19 protein-coding genes and 1 tRNA gene are annotated in these 18,339 nt (G+C 67.7%); 10 read left to right on the top strand and 10 right to left on the bottom strand.

What is annotated here, in order from left to right; all coding sequences use genetic code 11:
• Complete coding sequence (locus G3N18_RS05755) at positions 1–657, bottom strand: hypothetical protein (protein WP_196383353.1); 657 nt, start codon at positions 655–657, stop codon at positions 1–3.
• A 185-nt stretch (positions 658–842) separates the two neighbouring features.
• Between G3N18_RS05755 and G3N18_RS05750 the strand changes: the two genes are divergently transcribed.
• The 5 genes from G3N18_RS05750 (at position 843) to G3N18_RS05730 (ending at position 6,132) form a co-directional block, all read left to right on the top strand.
• Positions 843–1,964 (top strand): substrate-binding domain-containing protein, encoded by a 1,122-nt coding sequence (locus G3N18_RS05750; RefSeq protein ID WP_196383352.1) that lies wholly within the window; start codon positions 843–845, stop codon positions 1,962–1,964.
• A gap of 180 nt (positions 1,965–2,144) precedes the next feature.
• Complete coding sequence (pstC, locus tag G3N18_RS05745; protein WP_196383351.1) at positions 2,145–3,146, top strand: phosphate ABC transporter permease subunit PstC; 1,002 nt, start codon at positions 2,145–2,147, stop codon at positions 3,144–3,146.
• Positions 3,143–4,237, top strand: coding sequence for a phosphate ABC transporter permease PstA (gene pstA / locus G3N18_RS05740; protein ID WP_196383350.1), 1,095 nt, complete (start codon positions 3,143–3,145; stop codon positions 4,235–4,237). Before pstC ends, pstA begins: the two co-directional genes overlap by 4 nt.
• Before the next feature lie 18 nt (positions 4,238–4,255).
• Positions 4,256–5,035: a phosphate ABC transporter ATP-binding protein PstB gene (pstB, locus tag G3N18_RS05735; RefSeq protein ID WP_196383349.1), complete on the top strand. Its 780-nt coding sequence runs from the start codon at positions 4,256–4,258 to the stop codon at positions 5,033–5,035.
• Positions 5,036–5,268: 233 nt separating this feature from the next.
• Positions 5,269–6,132, top strand: a complete 864-nt coding sequence (locus G3N18_RS05730; protein WP_338038306.1) for a type IV toxin-antitoxin system AbiEi family antitoxin domain-containing protein — start codon at positions 5,269–5,271, stop codon at positions 6,130–6,132.
• A gap of 108 nt (positions 6,133–6,240) precedes the next feature.
• On the opposite strand, the gene G3N18_RS05725 is transcribed toward G3N18_RS05730, so the two are convergent.
• The 5 genes from G3N18_RS05725 to G3N18_RS05705 form a co-directional block, all read right to left on the bottom strand.
• Entirely contained in the window at positions 6,241–7,125 is an 885-nt protein-coding gene (locus tag G3N18_RS05725; protein WP_196383348.1) for an aminodeoxychorismate lyase, read from the bottom strand.
• A gap of 199 nt (positions 7,126–7,324) precedes the next feature.
• Positions 7,325–7,975 (bottom strand): DNA-directed RNA polymerase subunit beta, encoded by a 651-nt coding sequence (locus G3N18_RS05720; RefSeq protein ID WP_338038305.1) that lies wholly within the window; start codon positions 7,973–7,975, stop codon positions 7,325–7,327.
• A 64-nt stretch (positions 7,976–8,039) separates the two neighbouring features.
• Positions 8,040–8,981 carry an anti-sigma factor gene (locus G3N18_RS05715; protein ID WP_196383346.1) on the bottom strand — a complete coding sequence of 314 codons (942 nt, stop codon included), beginning with the start codon at positions 8,979–8,981 and terminating at the stop codon, positions 8,040–8,042.
• Positions 8,978–9,577 carry an ECF RNA polymerase sigma factor SigK gene (sigK, locus tag G3N18_RS05710; RefSeq protein ID WP_196383345.1) on the bottom strand — a complete coding sequence of 200 codons (600 nt, stop codon included), beginning with the start codon at positions 9,575–9,577 and terminating at the stop codon, positions 8,978–8,980. Before sigK ends, G3N18_RS05715 begins: the two co-directional genes overlap by 4 nt.
• Positions 9,578–9,610: 33 nt before the next feature.
• Positions 9,611–11,368 (bottom strand): cytochrome c biogenesis protein DipZ, encoded by a 1,758-nt coding sequence (locus G3N18_RS05705; protein WP_196383343.1) that lies wholly within the window; start codon positions 11,366–11,368, stop codon positions 9,611–9,613.
• Positions 11,369–11,536: 168 nt separating this feature from the next.
• Between G3N18_RS05705 and G3N18_RS05700 the strand changes: the two genes are divergently transcribed.
• Together G3N18_RS05700 and G3N18_RS05695 are read left to right on the top strand one after the other, a co-directional pair.
• A complete protein-coding gene (locus tag G3N18_RS05700) occupies positions 11,537–12,199 on the top strand; it encodes a fasciclin domain-containing protein (protein ID WP_196383342.1) in 663 nt (220 codons plus the stop codon).
• A 96-nt stretch (positions 12,200–12,295) separates the two neighbouring features.
• Positions 12,296–12,368, top strand: a tRNA-Lys gene (locus G3N18_RS05695).
• Positions 12,369–12,501: 133 nt separating this feature from the next.
• On the opposite strand, the gene G3N18_RS05690 is transcribed toward G3N18_RS05695, so the two are convergent.
• Together G3N18_RS05690 and G3N18_RS05685 are read right to left on the bottom strand one after the other, a co-directional pair.
• Entirely contained in the window at positions 12,502–13,719 is a 1,218-nt protein-coding gene (locus G3N18_RS05690; protein WP_196383340.1) for a site-specific integrase, read from the bottom strand.
• Position 13,720: 1 nt separating this feature from the next.
• Complete coding sequence (locus G3N18_RS05685) at positions 13,721–14,086, bottom strand: hypothetical protein (RefSeq protein WP_196383339.1); 366 nt, start codon at positions 14,084–14,086, stop codon at positions 13,721–13,723.
• Between the two features lie 361 nt (positions 14,087–14,447).
• On the opposite strand from G3N18_RS05685, the gene G3N18_RS05680 reads away from it, so the two are divergent.
• A complete protein-coding gene (locus G3N18_RS05680; RefSeq protein WP_196383338.1) occupies positions 14,448–15,047 on the top strand; it encodes a hypothetical protein in 600 nt (199 codons plus the stop codon).
• Between the two features lie 144 nt (positions 15,048–15,191).
• Here the strand turns inward: G3N18_RS05680 and G3N18_RS05675 are convergent, their stop codons facing one another.
• A complete protein-coding gene (locus G3N18_RS05675; RefSeq protein ID WP_196383337.1) occupies positions 15,192–15,524 on the bottom strand; it encodes a hypothetical protein in 333 nt (110 codons plus the stop codon).
• 383 nt (positions 15,525–15,907) lie between these two features.
• Positions 15,908–16,942: a CHAT domain-containing protein gene (locus G3N18_RS05670; RefSeq protein ID WP_196383335.1), complete on the bottom strand. Its 1,035-nt coding sequence runs from the start codon at positions 16,940–16,942 to the stop codon at positions 15,908–15,910.
• A 143-nt stretch (positions 16,943–17,085) separates the two neighbouring features.
• Here G3N18_RS05670 and G3N18_RS05665 point away from each other — a divergent pair, with 143 nt between their 5' ends.
• Together G3N18_RS05665 and G3N18_RS05660 are read left to right on the top strand one after the other, a co-directional pair.
• The gene (locus G3N18_RS05665) at positions 17,086–17,787 is read left to right on the top strand and encodes a hypothetical protein (protein ID WP_196383334.1); all 702 of its coding nucleotides are present in this window, start codon (positions 17,086–17,088) and stop codon (positions 17,785–17,787) included.
• Positions 17,788–17,998: 211 nt separating this feature from the next.
• Positions 17,999–18,319 (top strand): hypothetical protein, encoded by a 321-nt coding sequence (locus G3N18_RS05660; protein ID WP_206693001.1) that lies wholly within the window; start codon positions 17,999–18,001, stop codon positions 18,317–18,319.
• Positions 18,320–18,339: the final 20 nt, after the last annotated feature.

Here is an 18,339-nt window from a genome sequence, read left to right as displayed (position 1 = left end):
TCAGGACAGCAGGTCGATCAGCTGCGACTTCGTCAGTCGCGAGTACCCGGTGCGGCCTTCCGCGCGCGCCCGCGCACGAAGCTCGACGACGGTCAGGGCAGCGAGGTCGGTGCGCTCCGAAGCCGCCGCGGGCTCCTCGGCGACGGGCGCGTCGCGCGCGGCCTCGACCGGGCCCGCGGCCTCGACCGCCCCGGACGAGGTCAGCTCGGCCACCAGCGCCTCATCCGCCGCCTGGGAATCCAGCTCGGCCCGCACGGCCTCCTTCTGCGCCCGACGCGCCGCCTTTCGCAGCGCCTTTGCCTCGGCGGCGCGCTCCGCCGCCTCGCGCTCGGCACGCTCGGCATCGGCGGCCGCACGCCGCGCCGACTCGCGCAACCGGGCCTTCCGCTCTGCGCGGGTCACCGCCTTCGCAACGGCGCGTTCCAGACGCCGCGCCGCCCGCTCGGCGTCGTGAGCGACCTTCCGGGGCTTCCGGGCGATCTTCTTCTTCGAGACATCCACGGCGCTGCGTGCGTCACCGACGTAGTCATCCAGGCGGCGCGCCTGCTTCGCCGACAGCGACGCGGTCGCCTTCTTCGCGCGGGCGAGGGCGGTGCTCGCCTCATCGATCGCTTCGCGCGCGTGCCGCTGCGCCTTGCCTGTCGTGGTCTTGGCCATGGTGCCGACTTTAACGTCGCCACGTGAACCGCTGGATAACGACGACGCCCGGCGAGCCGCGGTGCCACCGCAGGCGTTCACCTGCCGTTCACCGGCACAGCGCACGCTCTTAAGAGTCGGTGTCTACCGTCACGGGCGTGCCCCGCACCGGGCCGACTACCCCTGATAACCCGAAGGAACTCACAGTGAAGCTCACTCGCATCGCCCAGCTGGGCGCTGTCGCCGCCGTCGCGGCCCTCACCCTCGCCGGATGTTCGTCGGCGGCCGACACCGCGTCCACCGCGACCCCCACCCCGACCTCGTCCGACGTCGAGTTCACGATCGATCCTTCGCTGTCGGGCACCATCACCGCCGGCGGCTCGAGCGCGCAGTCGAACGCTCAGACGGCGTGGACCACCGCGTACAACGCGACCGCGAAGAACGTCACGATCAACTACGACAAGTCGCAGGGCTCGGGCGGTGGCGTCACCAACTTCCTGAGCGGCGCGTACGACTTCGCCGGCTCCGACTCGCCCCTCAACGCCGACCAGACCGCCCAGTCCAAGGCGCTGTGCACCGAGGGTGGCGTGAACATCCCGATCTACCTCGACGGTGTCGCCATCATCTTCAACATCCCCGGCGTCACCGAGCTGAAGCTCAGCGGCGAGACGATCGCGAAGATCTTCGCCCTGCAGATCACCGACTGGTCCGACCCGGCCATCACCAAGGACAACGGCACCGCGCTGGCCGCGGGTGCGATCACCACGGTCGCCCGCTCCGACGGTTCGGGCACGACCCAGAACTTCACCAACTACCTCTCGGCCACGCAGCCGTCGGTATGGACCTACGCCGCGGGCAAGGACTGGCCGGTCGAGGGCAACGTCTCGAAGCAGAAGGGCGGCTCGGGCGTCGTCGAGGCCGTCAAGGCCGGCACCGGAACGATCGGCTACGCCGACCACTCGGCCATCGGCACCCTGAACGCCGCGTCGATCGTCACCGACGGCACCGCCGTCGCGTACAGCGGCGAGGCCGTGTCGGCCACGTTCGAGGCCGCGGCCGTCGCCGCGCCCAACGGCGTGACGGGCGACCTGACGAAGAAGATCGACTACAGCAAGCTGACCCCCGAGTCGTACCCGATCCCGCTCGTCTCCTACGCCGTGGTCTGCTCCACGTTCAAGGACGCCGCGCAGGCTGAGCTGGTCAAGTCGTACCTCGGCTTCGTCACGAGCTCGCTCGGACAGTCGGTCGCCGCGAAGAACGCCGGCTCCGCTCCCCTCCCCGACTCGGTGCTCGCCGAGGCGGCCGAGACGCTGAGCGCGATCAAGTAATCCCTCGGTCCTTGTCCGGCCTGCGCCCTCGCGCTCAGGCCGGACAAGGCTGAACCGAGTCTTCGTGCCCGCGCGAAGGTTCTGTTGAGCCGGACTCCCGCAACGCCCGACTCTTCGATCACCATCTGCGATCTTCGACCCGAGGAGAACCCATGGCCCCTCACGCCCTGAGGGGGCGTCGTGACTGACGCCGCCACCGCAACTTCTGCCCCGCCGAAGTCGAAGATCGTCGGCGGACGACGCGTCGGTGATTCGTTCTTCCTGGGGCTGTCGACGACCGCCGCCGTGTCGATCATGCTGATCCTCGCGGGCGTCGCCATCTTCCTCATCCTCAAGGGCCTTCCCGCGATCACGGCGAACTGGTCCGAGGGCGACCTCGCCGGCTACCAGAACAAAGACTGGGGCAGCTTCTGGGAGTACGTCGGCCCGCTGCTGTGGGGCAGCATCTGGGCCGCGTTCATCGCGATGATCCTCGGCACGCCGGTCGCGATCGGCATCGCGATGTTCATCTCGCACTACGCGCCCCGGCGCATCGCCGGCTTCCTCGGGTACATCATCGACCTGCTCGCCGCGGTGCCCTCGATCGTCTTCGGCCTCTGGGGCATCATCGTCATGCGCCCGCTGCTGCTGCCGCTCGCCCAGTTCCTGAACGAATACCTCGGCTGGATTCCGCTCTTCCGCGGGCCGGTCTCGAGCACCGGGTCGACGATGCTCGCCGGTGGCGTGGTGCTCGCGGTCATGATCCTTCCGATCGTCACTTCGATCACCCGTGAGATCTTCCTGCAGACGCCGCGCCTGCACGAAGAGGCGGCGCTCGCCCTCGGAGCGACCCGCTGGGAGATGGTCCGGCTCGCGGTCATCCCGTATGCGCGCAGCGGTATGGTCTCGGCCACGCTCCTCGGCCTCGGCCGCGCGCTCGGCGAGACGATGGCTATCGCACTCATCATCTCGCCCAGCCTGATCTTCTCGACGGCGCTGCTCACCGACGGCTACAACTCGCAGACGATCGCCGCGAACATCGCCCTGAACTTCCCCATCGCCACCGACCTGCAGCGTTCCGCGCTGATCGGCACGGGCCTGATGCTCTTCGTCGTCTCGCTCGCCGTCAACATGCTCGCGCGCTACATCATCGGCGCGACCGGGCCGGGCGCGAAGGGCCGCAAGAGAGGAAAGCGCTCATGACCCATGCCACCGTCTCCGCGCCGACGACAGCGCCGCTGTCGCTCACCAGCGGCCGGCTGCCGCGGTTCATCGAGCCGGCCGCGTTCGCGGCATCGCTGGTCGTCGTCGCCGTCGTGCAGCTGCTGCTCGGGGGCTTCGAGATCGCCACCTGGCTCGTCTTCAGCGCCGTCCTCTACCTCATCGCGATCGGCGTCTTCTCGTCGATCGTCGAGGGCCGTCGCAAAGCCACCGACCGCGTCGTTCGCGGTCTCGTCACCTCGGCCTTCGTGCTCGCCGTGGCACCGCTCATCTCGACCCTCTGGACCGTCGTCTCGAAGGGCATGGGGGTGCTCTCGTGGAGCTTCGTGACTCAGGTCGGAGGCACCGCCTTCGACGCCGACACGCTCGAGGTCGTCGCGACCCCGGGAGCGCTGCAGGCGATCGTCGGCACGCTCATCACCACCGGCATTGCGGCCTTGATCTCGGTGCCGATCGGCATTCTGGCCGCCGTCTACCTCGTCGAGTACGCGCAGCCGACCAACCCGCTCCGCCGCGCGATCACCTTCCTCGTCGATGTCATGACCGGCATCCCGTCGATCGTGGCGGGCCTCTTCGCCTTCTCTCTGTTCGCGCTCATCGTGGGGCCCAAGGCCTTCAGCGGCTTCTCGGCCTCCATCGCCCTGTGCGTGCTGATGATCCCCATCGTCATCCGCTCGACCGAAGAGATGCTGCGCCTCGTGCCGAACGAGCTGCGCGAGGCATCCTTCGCGCTCGGCGTGCCCCGGTCGATCACGATCATCAAGATCGTCTTGCGCACCGCCGCCAGCGGCATCATCACCGGTGTCGTGCTGGCCGTGGCCCGCGTCGTCGGCGAAACCGCGCCGATCTTCATCGCCGCGAGCTTCACCGACAACTTCAACGCCGACCCGTTCAACGGGCCGATGCAGACCCTGCCCGTCATGGCCTACACCGCCTACAGCTTCCCCGGGCAAGACATCGACGCATCGCAGGCACAGGCGTGGGGCGCGGCTCTGCTGCTCGTCATCCTCGTCGTCATCTTCAACCTGATCGCCCGTATCGTCGCGAAGGTCTTCGCGCCGAAGGCACGCTAAGCAACGAAAGGCACCACCGTGTCCAAGCGCATCGAAGTCGAAAACCTCAACGTCTACTACGGCGGCTTCCTCGCCGTCGAGGGCGTCTCGATGAACATCGAGCCCCGCGCCGTCACCGCGTTCATCGGCCCGTCGGGCTGCGGCAAGTCGACCTTCCTCCGCACGCTCAACCGCATGCACGAGGTCATCCCCGGCGCGCGCGTCGAGGGCGAAGTGCTGCTCGACGGCGACGACCTGTACGGCCCCGGCGTCGACCCCGTGCTCGTGCGCCGTCACGTCGGCATGGTCTTCCAGCGGCCGAACCCGTTCCCGACGATGTCGATCAAAGAGAACGTGCTCGCGGGCGTGAAACTCAACAACAAGCGCATCTCGAAGAGCGACGCCGACGCCCTCGTCGAGACGTCGCTGAAGGGCGCGAACCTCTGGAACGAGGTCAAGGACCGCCTCGACAAGCCCGGCTCGGGCCTGTCGGGCGGCCAGCAGCAGCGTCTGTGCATCGCGCGCGCGATCGCCGTCTCGCCCGACGTGCTGCTGATGGACGAGCCGTGCTCGGCCCTCGACCCGATCTCGACGTTCGCGATCGAAGAGCTCATCCAAGAGCTCAAGAGCGACTACACCGTCGTCATCGTCACGCACAACATGCAGCAGGCGTCGCGCGTGTCTGACAAGACCGCGTTCTTCAACATCGCCGGCACCGGCAAGCCCGGCAAGCTCATCGAGTACGACGACACCAACACGATCTTCACGAGCCCCTCGGTGCAGGCCACCGAAGACTACGTCTCGGGTCGCTTCGGGTGATCTGAGGCGGGTGCCCTGGCATCCGTTTGCGCCGCTGCGGGCCCTCGGCATCCGTTGCCGTCCCTCCGCCCCGCAACTGCAAGAGGTTGTGGGCGACACGCCGTGATCCAGGCGCTCGCCGCGGCGTGTCGCTCGTGCGACCTTGCAGTTCCGTGCGGCGCCGCACCTGATCTTGCGCCGCACGCGCCTCCTCCCCAGGTGCAGGATCCTCGGATCGGTCCACAGATCGCGTCGTGACCCCCGCTGCGGGCGCGATCGGACGCCACGGTGGAGGCATGTGCACCCGCTCCCCCGCGATCTTCACGCCGGCGGCCCTGCGCCGCGCAGGTGTCGGCGACGCCGACCTGCGTCGGAGGGTGGATGCCGGGGCTCTGGTCCGTGCGCGGCGCGGGGTCTACACGGCTCCCGACGCCTGCAGCTCCGTTCGCGACGTCGCCGCTCACGGCGGGCGCATCGCGTGCATCACGGCTGCGCGACACCTGGGGCTCTGGGTGCTCACAAGGGATGAGCGCACGCACGTGTCGATGTGCGACGGCCAGCGGTCGTACCACCCCGACACCTGCGGATGCGTCGAGCACTGGGAGGGCGAAGCGCGCGGCGCCCCCGACACCGCACCATCCCTCCCGCGAATTCTGCGGCAGATCTACCGATGCCGCGGCGTCGAGGAGTTCTTCGTCGTTCTCGAATCGGCCCTGCGACAAGGACTGATCAACGCGCACGGTCTGCGCTGGCTGCGCGCGCACTCCACCCACGCGATGCGCGAGGCACTGGCCCTCGCACGGCACGATGCCGACAGCGGGCTCGAGTCGCTGCTGCGCTGGCGCCTGCGACGCTTCGGGTGGACCGTGCAGACGCAACGCCAGATCGCAGCGGTCGGGCGCGTGGATACCCTGATCGCCGATCGACTGATCGTGGAGGCCGACGGCGTTGAGAATCACGAGGGCGACCGGCTGCGACACAAAGATCTCGTGCGCGATGCGAACGCGGCAGCCTGGGGCTACCTCACGCTGCGGTTCGACTACGCCATGATCGTGCACGACTGGGAACTCGTCGAGTCCGCCATTCTCGGTGCCCTAGGCATCCTCGGCTCGCGTTGACCGCGCCCGGCACCGGAACTGCACGGCTTCATGCGCGACACGCCGCGGTTACGGCGCCGCGCGCGGCGTGTCGGCCGTGATCCCTTGCAGTTCGGGGCGGGCCGGGACTCAGTCGCGGGGGCTCAGGAGGTAGGCGTTGAGGGATGCCGTGAACTCGGCATCCACCGCCAGCGGCGCGTCGTCGATCGCGGTGATCGGCGCGGCCAGGCGCACGCTCGAGACGAGCCACGCGGCGTCTGCCTCGGCGAGCGTGGCGACGGGGATCGTCTCGTAGCCGACGGCGAAGCCGCGCAGAGCGAGGTGCTCGAACAGGCTCAGCTGCGTGGTGCCGTGCAAGATGCCAGCGTTCGGGGCGGGGGTGACGAACGTGTCGCCGCGGCGCACGATGAGCGACGCGGTCGGCGCCTCGAGCACGTACCCGTCGCTCGTGGTGAAGATCGCGTCGTCGGCGCCGCGGCGCTTCGCCTCGCGCAGGGCCGCCATGTTGACGGCGTACGACAGGGTCTTCGCGCCCAGCAGCAACCAGGGAGCGCGCGCGGGCGTCGCGAGCGAATACCCGCGGTCGAGCGTGACGACGCGGATGCCTTCGGTGCGCGCCCGCGTGAAATCGGATGCCTCGGCGGCCGTCACCCACGCGGTCGGCGCCGGTCCGTGCTCGACTCCGCGGCTGAGGATCAGCTTGACGACCGACTCGCGGGCGCCGCAGTGCGCGGCGGCCCGGTCGACGGCCGCCCGCCACTGCGCGAGGTTCGGCAGGGGCAGCTCGCACAGCTGCGCCGAATGGGCGAGGCGCTCGAGGTGCGCGGTGACCTCTTGCGGGTGCCCGTCGACGACCCCGATCGACTCGAAGATGCCGTCGCCGCGCTGCGTGCTGAGCTCACCCACCGTGAGCGCGGGCGCCGCCGGGTCGACCTCGGTGAAGGTGTCGTCGTAGTCGGCGCGGTCGTCGCCGGCCGCTGCGGGGTCGATCATGAGAGCGAAGCGCCAAGCCATGCGCCGAGCCTACGCCGGGCGCCGGGGTCGGGAATGCCCGGGCGCGCCGCTCGGTTACACTGGATCAGCCGGGCCGCAGTAACCCCGGGCTCCATCTTTCGCCGCTTTGAGCGGCCACGCGCCGAGAGGCGTTCTGCGGCCCGGCACTTCTGTGCTCGGCCGGCCCACGCCCCCGCTCCCCCGCGCGCGCCTCGCGCCGTCAGGTAAGCGAATCGCGGCGCCAGAGCGCCGCGCACGTCGTCAGCTCGCCCGCGTAGGTGTCGAGGCGCAGCGCGCGGGTCGTGAGCGCGGCCGCGCGCTCGGGTTCGGCGGCGTCGTAGTCGTCGGCGAGATCGGCTGCGCCTGCGGCTTCGACGCGGCAGAACGACGCGGCGCGCTCGAGGGCGACCGCGAAGTCGCCGACGAATACGCCCCGGAGGATCTCGTCGACGAGAGCGATCAGCTCTTCGGGGCCGGCGGGTGTCGGCGCGCCGGCGATCACGGTGTCGATGCCGTGCCGCACGGCGCTGCCGCGCTCGTAGAGCAGCGCCGCGGTGCGCGCATCGTCGCGCACCATCAGCTGCAGCAGGTACAAGCGCCACAGCGCGCCGGGCAGCGACGACGCCGGCGAGTGCGACCACAGCTCGGCGAGGGTGTCGATGCCGTGCGCGTCGGTGAACGTCACGAGGCGCTCGACGACCTCGTCGGAGGGTTCGTCGCGCGCGCGGGTGAGCAGAGCGGATGCCGTGGCGTGCGCCGCCCTCGACACCTCGGCCGGATCGGTCGAGCCGAACCGGCGGTCGAAGGTCGACGCCGGTCGCTGCACCGGGCGGTGGTACTCACGGGGCACGCCCGACCGGTCATCACTCACCCGTCCAGGCTACCGGCGGCCACGCGCGGTGGGGCCAGCGGGGGCAGCGGGACGCACAGAAGGGTCAGGCCGTCGAGACGGCGAACAGCGGCGTGGTGGACGGCTTGCCGTCGGGTGCACCGCCGGACGGCTCGACCGTCACCGCGATCGTGTCGCCCGCTTGCATCGTTCCGGTCAGCTGTGCGGTCGCGGCCGAACCGTCCGCCGTGAACGTGCCGGCCGAGATGGGCGACTCGCCGCGCACGTACCAGAGCTCGAACGTGCGGTCTGCGGGCAGGGTCGGCAGCCCGTCGGCGACGAGCACCACCTTGCCGAGGCTCTCCGACCAGTGCACGGTGGCGGTTCCGCCCTCGAAGCGGGTCTGGGCGACCCGCGCGTCGGGCGCCGCCTCGATCTGTTCGAGCGCGGTCACCGCGGGGGGCGTGCGCCACAGGTTCGCGATCGCCCCGGTTCCCCAGCCGATCCCGACGAGCAACACCATCGACGCGGCGAGCGCGAAGAGTCCGCGGCTCCAGTTGCGCCGTTCGATGGCCTGCACGACCTCGGTGGGCGGCGAGACGGGCTCACGGGGCTCCGGCGCGACGGGCGCGGATGCCTCGGGCTCGAGCTCAACCTCGACGGCCTCGGGCTCGACGGGCTCCGCCTCGACAGGCACGGATGCCTCCGGCGCGATCCCGACTGCGACCGTGGCATCCGTCTCGACGTCTACCGAGGCCGTGGCATCCACCTCGTCATCATCGAACGCCTCGGCCGGCGCAGGAGACTCCTCCGCGTCACCGCCGGGGTCGGCGGCGATCGCGCGGAGCAGCGCCGCGCGCATGCCGAGCGGCGGCGAGACGGGCGGGGCGCCCTCGGCGAGCGCGGCGGCGGTCTCGGTGTCGGCGTCGGCGATGCCCGCCCACTCCGGGTGCTCGGCGAGCGCGGCGAGATATGCCTGCTCGTCGCTCGGCGAGAGCGCGCCGAGGGCGTGACCGGCAGACAGCTCGGCGAACTCGTGCACGTTCATCTGGTCACCCCCATCTCGTTTCGCAGGCGCGACAGCCCGTCGCGCATTCTCGTCTTGATCGTCCCCAGGGCGGCCCCCGTCAGTGCCGCGATCTCGCTCTGACTGTAACCCCCGAAATAAGCCAGGGTCAGCGCTTCGCGCTGCGGGTCGGGCAGTGCCTCGAGGGCCCGCGTCACGCGCGTGCTTTCGAGGCGCAGTTCGACCTGTTCGTCGACGCCCGCGGGCGTCGTGTGCAGGTCGCGGAGCCCGGCCCGTTCGTCACGATCGGCACTGGACTGCGCCGACCGCACCCGGTCGACGGCCCTCCGATGCGCGATCGTCATGATCCACGACCTCCCCTGTCCTTTGTTCGGAGCGAACGAGGCGGCGGATTGCCAGATCTCGAGAAAGACCTCTTGCAGCACCTCTTCGCTCTGAGCACGGTTGACGAGCACGCGCAGGATGAGACCGAACACGCGGGGCGACAACGCGTCGTAGAGCTGCGCGAAGGCGCGGTCGTCGCGCGCGGCGATGCGGCCGAGGAGCTCGGCGACGTGATCACGTGCCGGCGCATCCTCGGGCACCTCCATGCCGTCGATCACCATCTCCCACAGCATGCCTCATCCCGCCGCGATCTGTCGCACCGGCGCTCACCCGAAGGTGAACGAGTACACCTCGACCCCCGGGTCGACCTCGACGGTCAGGGTTCCGGCCTGCACGGCGTCGCTGCGCGCGATCTCGTAAGAGCGTGGGGTCCCCGACACGGCGATCGCCGTTTCGGTGCCGTCGGCGGCGCGCACTCGTACGTTCCCCTCGCCGGCGAGCACCATGCGCACCTGGGCGGCGTGGTAGTCGAGTCGGATGCCTGCAGCACCCGCGCCCGTCGGCGTCGCGAACTGGGTCTGCACGTTCCACGCGCCTTCGAGCGCGAACGTGTCGGCCGGCTGATCTGCGGGGTACGCGAACGTGCCCTCACCGGCGCGGTAGGGCTCGGGGCCGGCGTAGTTCACGTCTTTCGACGAGCCGAGGAAGGTCTCGCGGGTCGTCGATCCGGCATCGGGAGTGTCGTCGGCGACGTCGGTGGCCGCGGGGAGCGTGACGCCGGGGTCGGCGTCGTCGAGCAGTTCGCGGATCATCTTCTCGGTGGCGGCGTAGTTGCCTTCGCCGAACGAGATGTGCCGCACCGTTCCGCTTGCATCGATCAGGTAGTGCGCGGGCCAGTAGCGGTTCCGGTAGGCCGTCCACGTCGACAGGTTGTTGTCGAGGGCCACCGGGTAGTCGATGCCGAAGTCCTTCGCCCCGGCGGCGACGTTCGAGGCATCCTTCTCGAACGCGTACTCGGGAGAATGGATGCCGATGACCTCGAGCCCCGCGTCGCGGTAGGCCTCGTCCCACGCCACGACGTGCGGGATCGAGCGCTGGCAGTTGATGCACGAGTACGCCCAGAAGTCGATCAGCACGACCTTGCCGCGAAGGCTCTCCAGGTCGATGGCCTCGCCGCCGGGAGTGTTCAGCCACGAGTCGATGCCGCGGATCGCGGGCGCCGTGCCGCACGATTGCAGTTCGTCGGCGCCGTTCGTGCACTTGTCGAGGTCGCGGTTCTCGTCAGTGACGAGCCCGCCGAGCCCGAGCGCCTGCGCGGCCTGATCGTTGTCGGTCAGGTCGCGTTGCAGTTGCGCGGTGTAGTCGGGCAGCAGCCGCTGCAACTGCTGAGGCACGTTGAAGACCAGCCCCACGGCGAGGGCGAGCATCGCGACGCCCGCGGCGATCCGCAGGCCCCGCTCGCGGGTGCGGAACGCGCGTATGCGCTCGATCACGCCGCGCCCGGCGAGGGCGAACACGAGAAGCGGCACCGCGACTCCGATCGCGAATGAAGCGGTCAAGAGCACGGTGTCGAGGCCGATGCGGCCGGTGGCGCCGGCGACGATGATCGCAGCGAGTACGGGCCCCGCGCATGGCACGAACACGGCGCCGAGGGCGAGTCCGACCCCGAACCCGCTGCCGCTGTTGGCGACCTCTTTGCGCGGGATCCACTGGAACGGCTTCTCGAGCAGCTGCTCGAACCGCGGCACCATCAGGCCGACGCCGATGAGCACGAGCACCGCGATGCCGACCCAGCGGATGACGTCTTGCGGCAGGTGCAGCAGCCCGAGCAGCAGCGAGCCGACGAGCGTCACGAGCGTGAAGCTCGTGACGAGCCCCGCGATCACGAGGTACGGCCGGCTGCGGCGCGCCGGAAGCGTGCGGGATGCCGCCGCGCGCCCCGCGCCGTCGGTGTCGGCGTTCTGCGGTTCGAACCGCGCCGACTGCGCGCCCCCGGTGAGGAAGATGACCGGCAGTACCGGCAGGATGCACGGCGAGATGCCGGTGATGAGCCCGCCCAGCAGGCCGATGATGATGAGGTCCATGACCATCCCGTCTCTGTCGGGATTGGTTCGCAGCCGACCGGGTTTCGGATTGCTCGAAACCCGTGGCAATCCGATTCGGGCAGCGCTCCGAACAAGTCTCGAGGCCGCAGTCCCGCAGCCTCCGATCGACCTCGATCGCTCGATCACTCCCGATCAACGGAGGGCATCATGCTCAGCACCAAGAAGAAGATCACCGCAGCTCTGACCTTGACAATCGCCGGAGCCTTCGCCCTGTCGGCCTGTTCGATGGGCTCGTCGACCCCCGCCGAGACGTCGCCGGCCGCGATGGAGCAGCAGACCCCGTCGGCGACGCCCGACGCGATGACGAACGACCCCGCCGCCAACCTCGTCGGCCCGGCCTGCGCCGCCTACGCCGAGGCCGTGCCGTCGGGTGCCGGATCGATCCAGGGCATGTCGCAAGACCCGGTCGCCGTCGCCGCGTCGAACAACCCCATGCTAACGACGCTCGTGCAGGCCGTGAGCGGTCAGCTGAACCCCGACGTCAACCTCGTCGACACGCTCAACGGCGGCGAGTTCACCGTCTTCGCCCCGGTCGACGACGCTTTCGCGAAGGTCGACCCCGCGACGATCGACACCCTGAAGACCGACAGCGCGCTGCTGACCAAGGTGCTCACCTACCACGTGGTGCCCGGTCAGATCGAGCCGTCAGAGATCGCCGGCACCCACAAGACCGTCGAGGGCGGCGAGGTCACCGTCACGGGCTCCGGTGACAACTGGAAGGTCAACGACGCCACCGTGCTGTGCGGCGGCGTGCAGACGGCGAACGCGACCGTCTACCTGATCGACTCGGTGCTGATGCCGAACAACTGATCACCGCTGAGGTGAATGAGCGGCCGTCGGCGCGATAGCGTCGGCGGCCGCTCGCGTTCATGGAACACTCGACCTGCCGGTACGCTGGAACGATCAGGGCCTCTAGCTCAGTCGGTAGAGCATCGGACTTTTAATCCGCGGGTCGTGGGTTCGAGCCCCACGGGGCCCACCGCGTTTTTCGCCTCGGATCCCTTGAAAATACTGAGATCGCAGCGGTTCGGTGTTCGTGAAAAACTCTCCGTGACAACACTTTGACAACATCTGAGCGGTTCTAAACGCGTTCGAATGCACGCCAATGACCGTCAGTGAGGAGAGACGCCGGCCTGAGCTGTCGTCTCTTCATCGTCTGTCGACGCGTCATTGCCGAGTCCGCGATCGAGCACGTTGGCCACATCGCTGGACGCTGCCGCCGCATCGAGCGCGTCAGAGACACTGTCGAGGTCGTCGTCGAAGAGGTCCGCGTAGGTATCTAGGGTCATCGCGGCCGACGCATGCCCGAGCATCCGCTGAACAGCTTTGACGTTGGCTCCGGCCGAGATCGCGAGCGATGCCGCTGTGTGGCGAAGATCGTGCGGAGTCACACGGGGAAACGGCTCGGGCGGCTCGCGGCCAGCAGCGAGTGCCCCGGCGATCTCGTCGGCGCTGATCGCCTGCGCCCGCCCGACGGCACCATGAAACCAACCCGACGTCGACTTGGGGCGCCGCAGGTGGATCTTGCCGTCACCGAAGACGAGTTGGTCGCGACCCTTGCCCGCGACGAGGCGAGCCATGGTGGGGGCGAAGAAGGGTGGGTAGGGCACCTGACGCCGCTCGTGGGTCTTCGGTGTACCCACCTCGATGTAGCTGCCGACCTCGACGGCGTTCTCTTCGACGCTGACGCGGCGGCGGCGCGTGTCGACATGTTTGACGCGGAGCCCCGTCGCCTCTCCCCACCGAAGACCGGTGTAGGCGAGAAAGACCACCAGCTCAGGATGCGATGCCTCGCGGGCGAGCGCCGCGACTTGGTCGTGGCTGAGATAGGCGCGTGACTTGGCGACCTTGCGTGGGAGCTTCACGCCGCGTGCAGGATTGGACGAGATGCGGCGGTCGCGCAGAGCGACGTCGAGGATGCCGGCGAGCACCTCGTGCACCCTCCGTACCGTCGTGGCACTGTGTGTGAGCGACAAATCTGACACCCAGCTCTGCACTTCGGAGTGCCGAATCGAACCGATCGCGCGATCCTCCCACCGCGGCAACACGTGGATCCGCCACGCGGAATCGATGCTGCGGAAAGTTGATGGTTTCAGGTCGGCGTGACGAGAGACGATCCACTCGGCGCCGACAATGCCGAGCGGAATGCGCGCGTCCGCGGGGTCGACGAACTCGCCCCGGTTCTTGGAGATCTCGACCTCGGCGAGCCTGAGCTCCGCCTCGCGCTTCGTACGGAACCCGCGGAGCGTGGCCTGCCGGCCGTCGGGCTTGCGATAGCTGATCCGATATCGGCGGCCGCTGTTGGTGCCGTAAGGGTGGATGCTTCCCATGTCAGTCCGAACCTTCGGTCATCGCGAGCCGTTTGGTCAGCGCCTGGCGGCTGAGTCGCGTGCGCCCGGCGAGATTCGTCCACGGGACGTTCACACCGCGCAGCGCGACGATCAGCCCGTCACGCTCGTCAAGCAACGCGAGCTCCTCGGCGCGCAGCAATTCAAGCTGTCGCGAGACGGCGCTCAGCCGCGAGAGGGCATCCGTGCGACTCCCCCATCGATCGGTGAGGACCTGCTCTCGGGCCGCGGCTGCCGCCTGCTCCGCAGCCTCTCGACGGCGGGTCTTTCGACGAGCTGTGGCGTTCTTGCCCATGTAACCCGGTTTACACAATTGCCCCGTGATTCCGCAAGGGCGGTCATGGTCCACTCAAAGTGCCTGCGTGCATTGCTCTCGCTCGTCTTCGTGATGCCGGCCGTGCTTCTTCCTCCAACTGTGTCCGCTGGCACCCTTTGGGGGCGCTCGCATAGGGAGCGGTGGTCGTTCATCCTCCCGTCCGCGTCTTATGCGACGGGTTCACAATCGCGCCGCCGAATGTTCAGTCCTGTCGGAGCGAGCATCCCCGAAATCGACGACACCCCCGATTTGCGAAACCAGGACGTTCCCAGTCAAGGCGCACGCTCAAGGACCGGGTGCGGGCATGTGAAGGTGTAGGCATGATGGCGGTAGCTGAAGAGGAGCCTTGATGCGATCGAGTAGACCGATCCCCGGTAACCCGTGGCCGAACGACATGGTGATCACCGTGGATGACAGGCCCAGCGCACTCCTTGAGATGCTCTGGATCCGCGAGGCTCACGATCTCCATCTCGACGGCGCAGATCTTCCACCGCTGCTCGTCGACACCCCTGCGGCCGCGAGCGGACGTGATGTCTCCGCAACGGAACGAGCCCAGTGGGAGCAGGCTTGGCCGCGTTTGTGGCAGGCAGTGGCGGAGCATGCTGGCCGTGACGAGGATCCCCGCCAGTTCGAGCTCCTCCAGCAGACCGCGAACGGTTCGCTCGAGCGCGAGAAGGTCCTTCGCGAGATGTTCGGGCCCTCGTGGCGGGACGAGTTCGGTGACGCCGTGTTCGACGACGACTCCTACCAGGACTGGTCCCAGAGGGGCACGGACGCCCACCTGTCCTCGATGCGACAGCGCATGACGCAGTCGCCGGAGCACAGGAACCTCGATGCGCTCATCCGGGCATGGCGTGCCGGGATGACCAAGATCGTGACTATCCCCTGCGAAGGCGAGTACTCACACAAGATCACCTCCAACGCGTCGCTGATGACTGACACCACGCGCAACGACAGCGACAGCTACGAGCGCGCCCTCGACTCATTCCACTGACGACTCAACGGACCTCCTCCGCACGCGCTCAGATGGGGACACCAGGTACGATTTTCGCGCGACGCCCGGAGACCGACCGGCGTGCGGTCGGCCGTCGTCGTCAGTCCGCGGTCTCGGGGCCCGAGCCCACGCATCAACGCCCGGTCAGGAGCCGATCCCGGTCGGGCCGCTGCCGATAGCTCCCATGCCGGGCGTCACCGGCAGATCTGCCGGTGACGGCGAACCCTTGACGAACGTACGGGGGATCCCCTCCGAGGAACTTCCCTCCCCGACGACCGAATCACCGTCAACATCCGACCATCCCCGCGAACCACGACCCCGACGGACCGACAGTGCGACCAGCAGACCGAAGACTGCGCCCACCACGATCCCCACCAGCGGAGTGCTCCACGCTCCGAGCGCGATGCCCACGAGCGCGCCCAACGCGACACCGGAGGCCCACGCGACGAGTTCGGACCGAAGCCTGCGTGTGCTCATGGCGCGAGGCTACCCTCCGCGGATCCGCGCGCCAAGCATTCACGCGCGCAGAGGGACCGGTCATCGAGCGGCCGTCCATGTGTCGCGATGAATGTCGGGCGTTCCTGATAGCCATGAGTCTCGAGTTCTCGACCAGAGAGGGACCATGATCGACTTCGATCCAATTCGGGACACAATGTGGCAGGCGCGATGGGATGGCCTTGTGCTGATCTGGCAAGCCATTTGGGCCAGCGTCCTCGCTCACTGGTGGTTCGGGCCGGTACTCCTTGTCGCGTTGATCACAGCTGGGCGAAGGAAGCTTCTTCGCCTGGCACGCGGGATCGGTACTGCATTCCTACGCTCGAATACGGACTGATCGCGCAGTCACCCTCAATCAGGTTTGACTACGCTGTTACGTCAGCGGAAGAGCTGACCGCCATCAAGGGAAGCCGCTTTCGATCCGGCAGGTGGTCATTGGCCGTCCGCAGGAGTTCGTTTCGAGAGCGGTCCAACCGGTCGGCGAGCTCTAGGAGTCGTGATTTGCTTGCGGACGGGATTTCCATCCACGCGTCCGCATACCGGACGACGTCTGGAAACTCGTTCCGAAGCTGTCGGTAGTCGACATCGACCGCGGTCAGTCGCGGCATCAGTCTGGCCACCACGTGCGGATCCAGTGGGCCGCGACAATAGATCGTGCTGGAGCCCGGCATCTCGGCGCGCGTGGCAAGTGCGCCTTTGCTCAATGACTGGCGAACTCCGCCAATCGCTTCTCCAAGATCTAGCAGGGACCCTTCGAAGGAAACCGGAGTGAGGAAGCCTTGGCGGCTGAACACCTTAGACAGGAAGTCCTCCGGGTCCGGGTCCTCAACCCAGCGAACGAGCGGCGCGGACTCGCCATCCACCATGCCCGCGATTTCGGCGTAGGCCCGATCGAACGCATCGCCGTCCGACATTCCGTCGACGAGGTACTCATAGAACCTTGGTGCGAAGAACGCCCCTGCGTCGTCCGACAACCTCTTGTTTGTACCGATTAGCCAGCCGCCGTTAGGAACGAAGTGTGGGGCCCAGTGCGCGGTGTCACATCCATTTAGGAACACCCCGCTCAGACACATCGGGGGTTTGCGGAACGCTTCGAGAAGCTCGCGCGGCGAGACCTTGCGTTCGGCCGGCATCCCGGTCTCATCGACGTCGATTGCGAGCAGGGCGCCACGTTTGCCGTGACCGATGAAGTGGACAATGTCCGGCTGGAAGGACTCGACCGCACCTGGAAGATCCGTCCAGAATCGGTCCACTTGCACGTCAACCACGCAACGTGAGCGTGCCTCCAGGGCCATAATCCATCGGATCTCGTCGTTGGCATACAGAAGATCTGGCGCCAACCTCAGTTGTGCCCACACCAGGATTCGAAATGGTCCACGTCGCGCAAGGGCCTCCCTCATGCCTGGAGCCTACCGAGAGGCCACGACGTGCCCAGGCGTGGCGACGATCATGCCCGGGTGTCGGTGCGCCTCGACGCAAAGGAGAGCCCCTATGCGGGCGTTCGTAGAGGGACCCCGTCAGAGCCGGTCGCTATGGTCATCTCGTGGAATCAACCGACTTCTGGGCACAGATCGTCCAGTTGATTGCTGTTCTTGCGCTCGCCCTTGTCATCGAGGTTAGAGCGATGTACCTGCGGGTCCAGGCAATCAACAAGCCCCGCACCAAGGGCGCGCGCGTGGCGATCGCCGTCATGTACGCGGTCGCCGTCATAGGCCTGACGTCATCGTTCCTTGCGGGTCTAAGCGGGATGACCGGTGCCGCGATTCCTGACAAACAGACCGCGCTCGTCGTTTACGCGTTGATCTACACCTTCTTCGTGCTGGTCGCCGCACCCACGATTCCCCTAATCTGGGCGCTCATTGACGATCTACCGTTCTCACCTCAAGGCATTGCGCGATGGAAGCTAACCCGACTTCGAGCTCGAGTTGACGACGCGTTCCGACAGGCCGATCGCGCCGCCCGCGCCGCCCGTCTGGAGTTGCAGGGTGCAGCGTGCTCGGACGTCGTTGCGGCCAGCAGGTTGCTGGCCAGTGGGGAGGCTAGCGCCAACACCCTCATGAATGAGTCACTTCAGCGGTTCGAATCCGCGCGTCTCGCGCCACCAGATCTTGTCGAAGCGCGCGATGAAATCCAGTCATTGCTAGAGATACTTGCGGACGGCCATGACTTCACTACGGACGAGGCGAAGAGATGGCGCGCATCTGCGCGTGTCGTAAGGGCGGCGGGCGGTCACTCGATGCCTTGAGCGCAGCCGCCGACGCCGCGCCTGCGTCCAAACGCTCGCTTCAGGACCGGCTTTCGGACAGACTTCCAGCCAATCGATCGAACGGCCCTTTGTAGAGCGAAGCGACAACCATCCAATCGGCTTCTTCGATGAGGTTCTGGCTGCCGTATTCAAGCCCGCCGTCGAGGCGGCAGGTTTCGAGCTCCGCACCGCAAAGCGTCAGGGATCAGACGTGATTCAGTCGACCATCGTTACTGAATTGCTAGCGGCGGACATAGTTCTTGCAGACCTAACCGAACACAATCCGAACGTTCTGTTCGAGCTCGGGATGCGGATCGCAGCCGACAAGCCTGTCGCTCTGGTTCGGGCCAAAGGTACTGGGCCGATCTTCGACGTGGACAACCTGCTCCGAGTCGAGGAGTACAGCCCAAACCTCTGGCAGAGCACCCTCGCAGGCGACATCGGCGCCATCACTCGGCATCTGCAAGGGGCGTGGGAGGCCCGGGACACTGGCCAGAGCTTCCTCCGCATACTGGCGCCCAACGCCAATTAGGCGTCGACCGCGGAGACTGG

This window comes from Microbacterium paulum (assembly GCF_015707995.1).
GTDB lineage: Bacteria > Actinomycetota > Actinomycetes > Actinomycetales > Microbacteriaceae > Microbacterium > Microbacterium paulum.
This window is presented reverse-complemented; position numbering and strand designations above follow the sequence as displayed.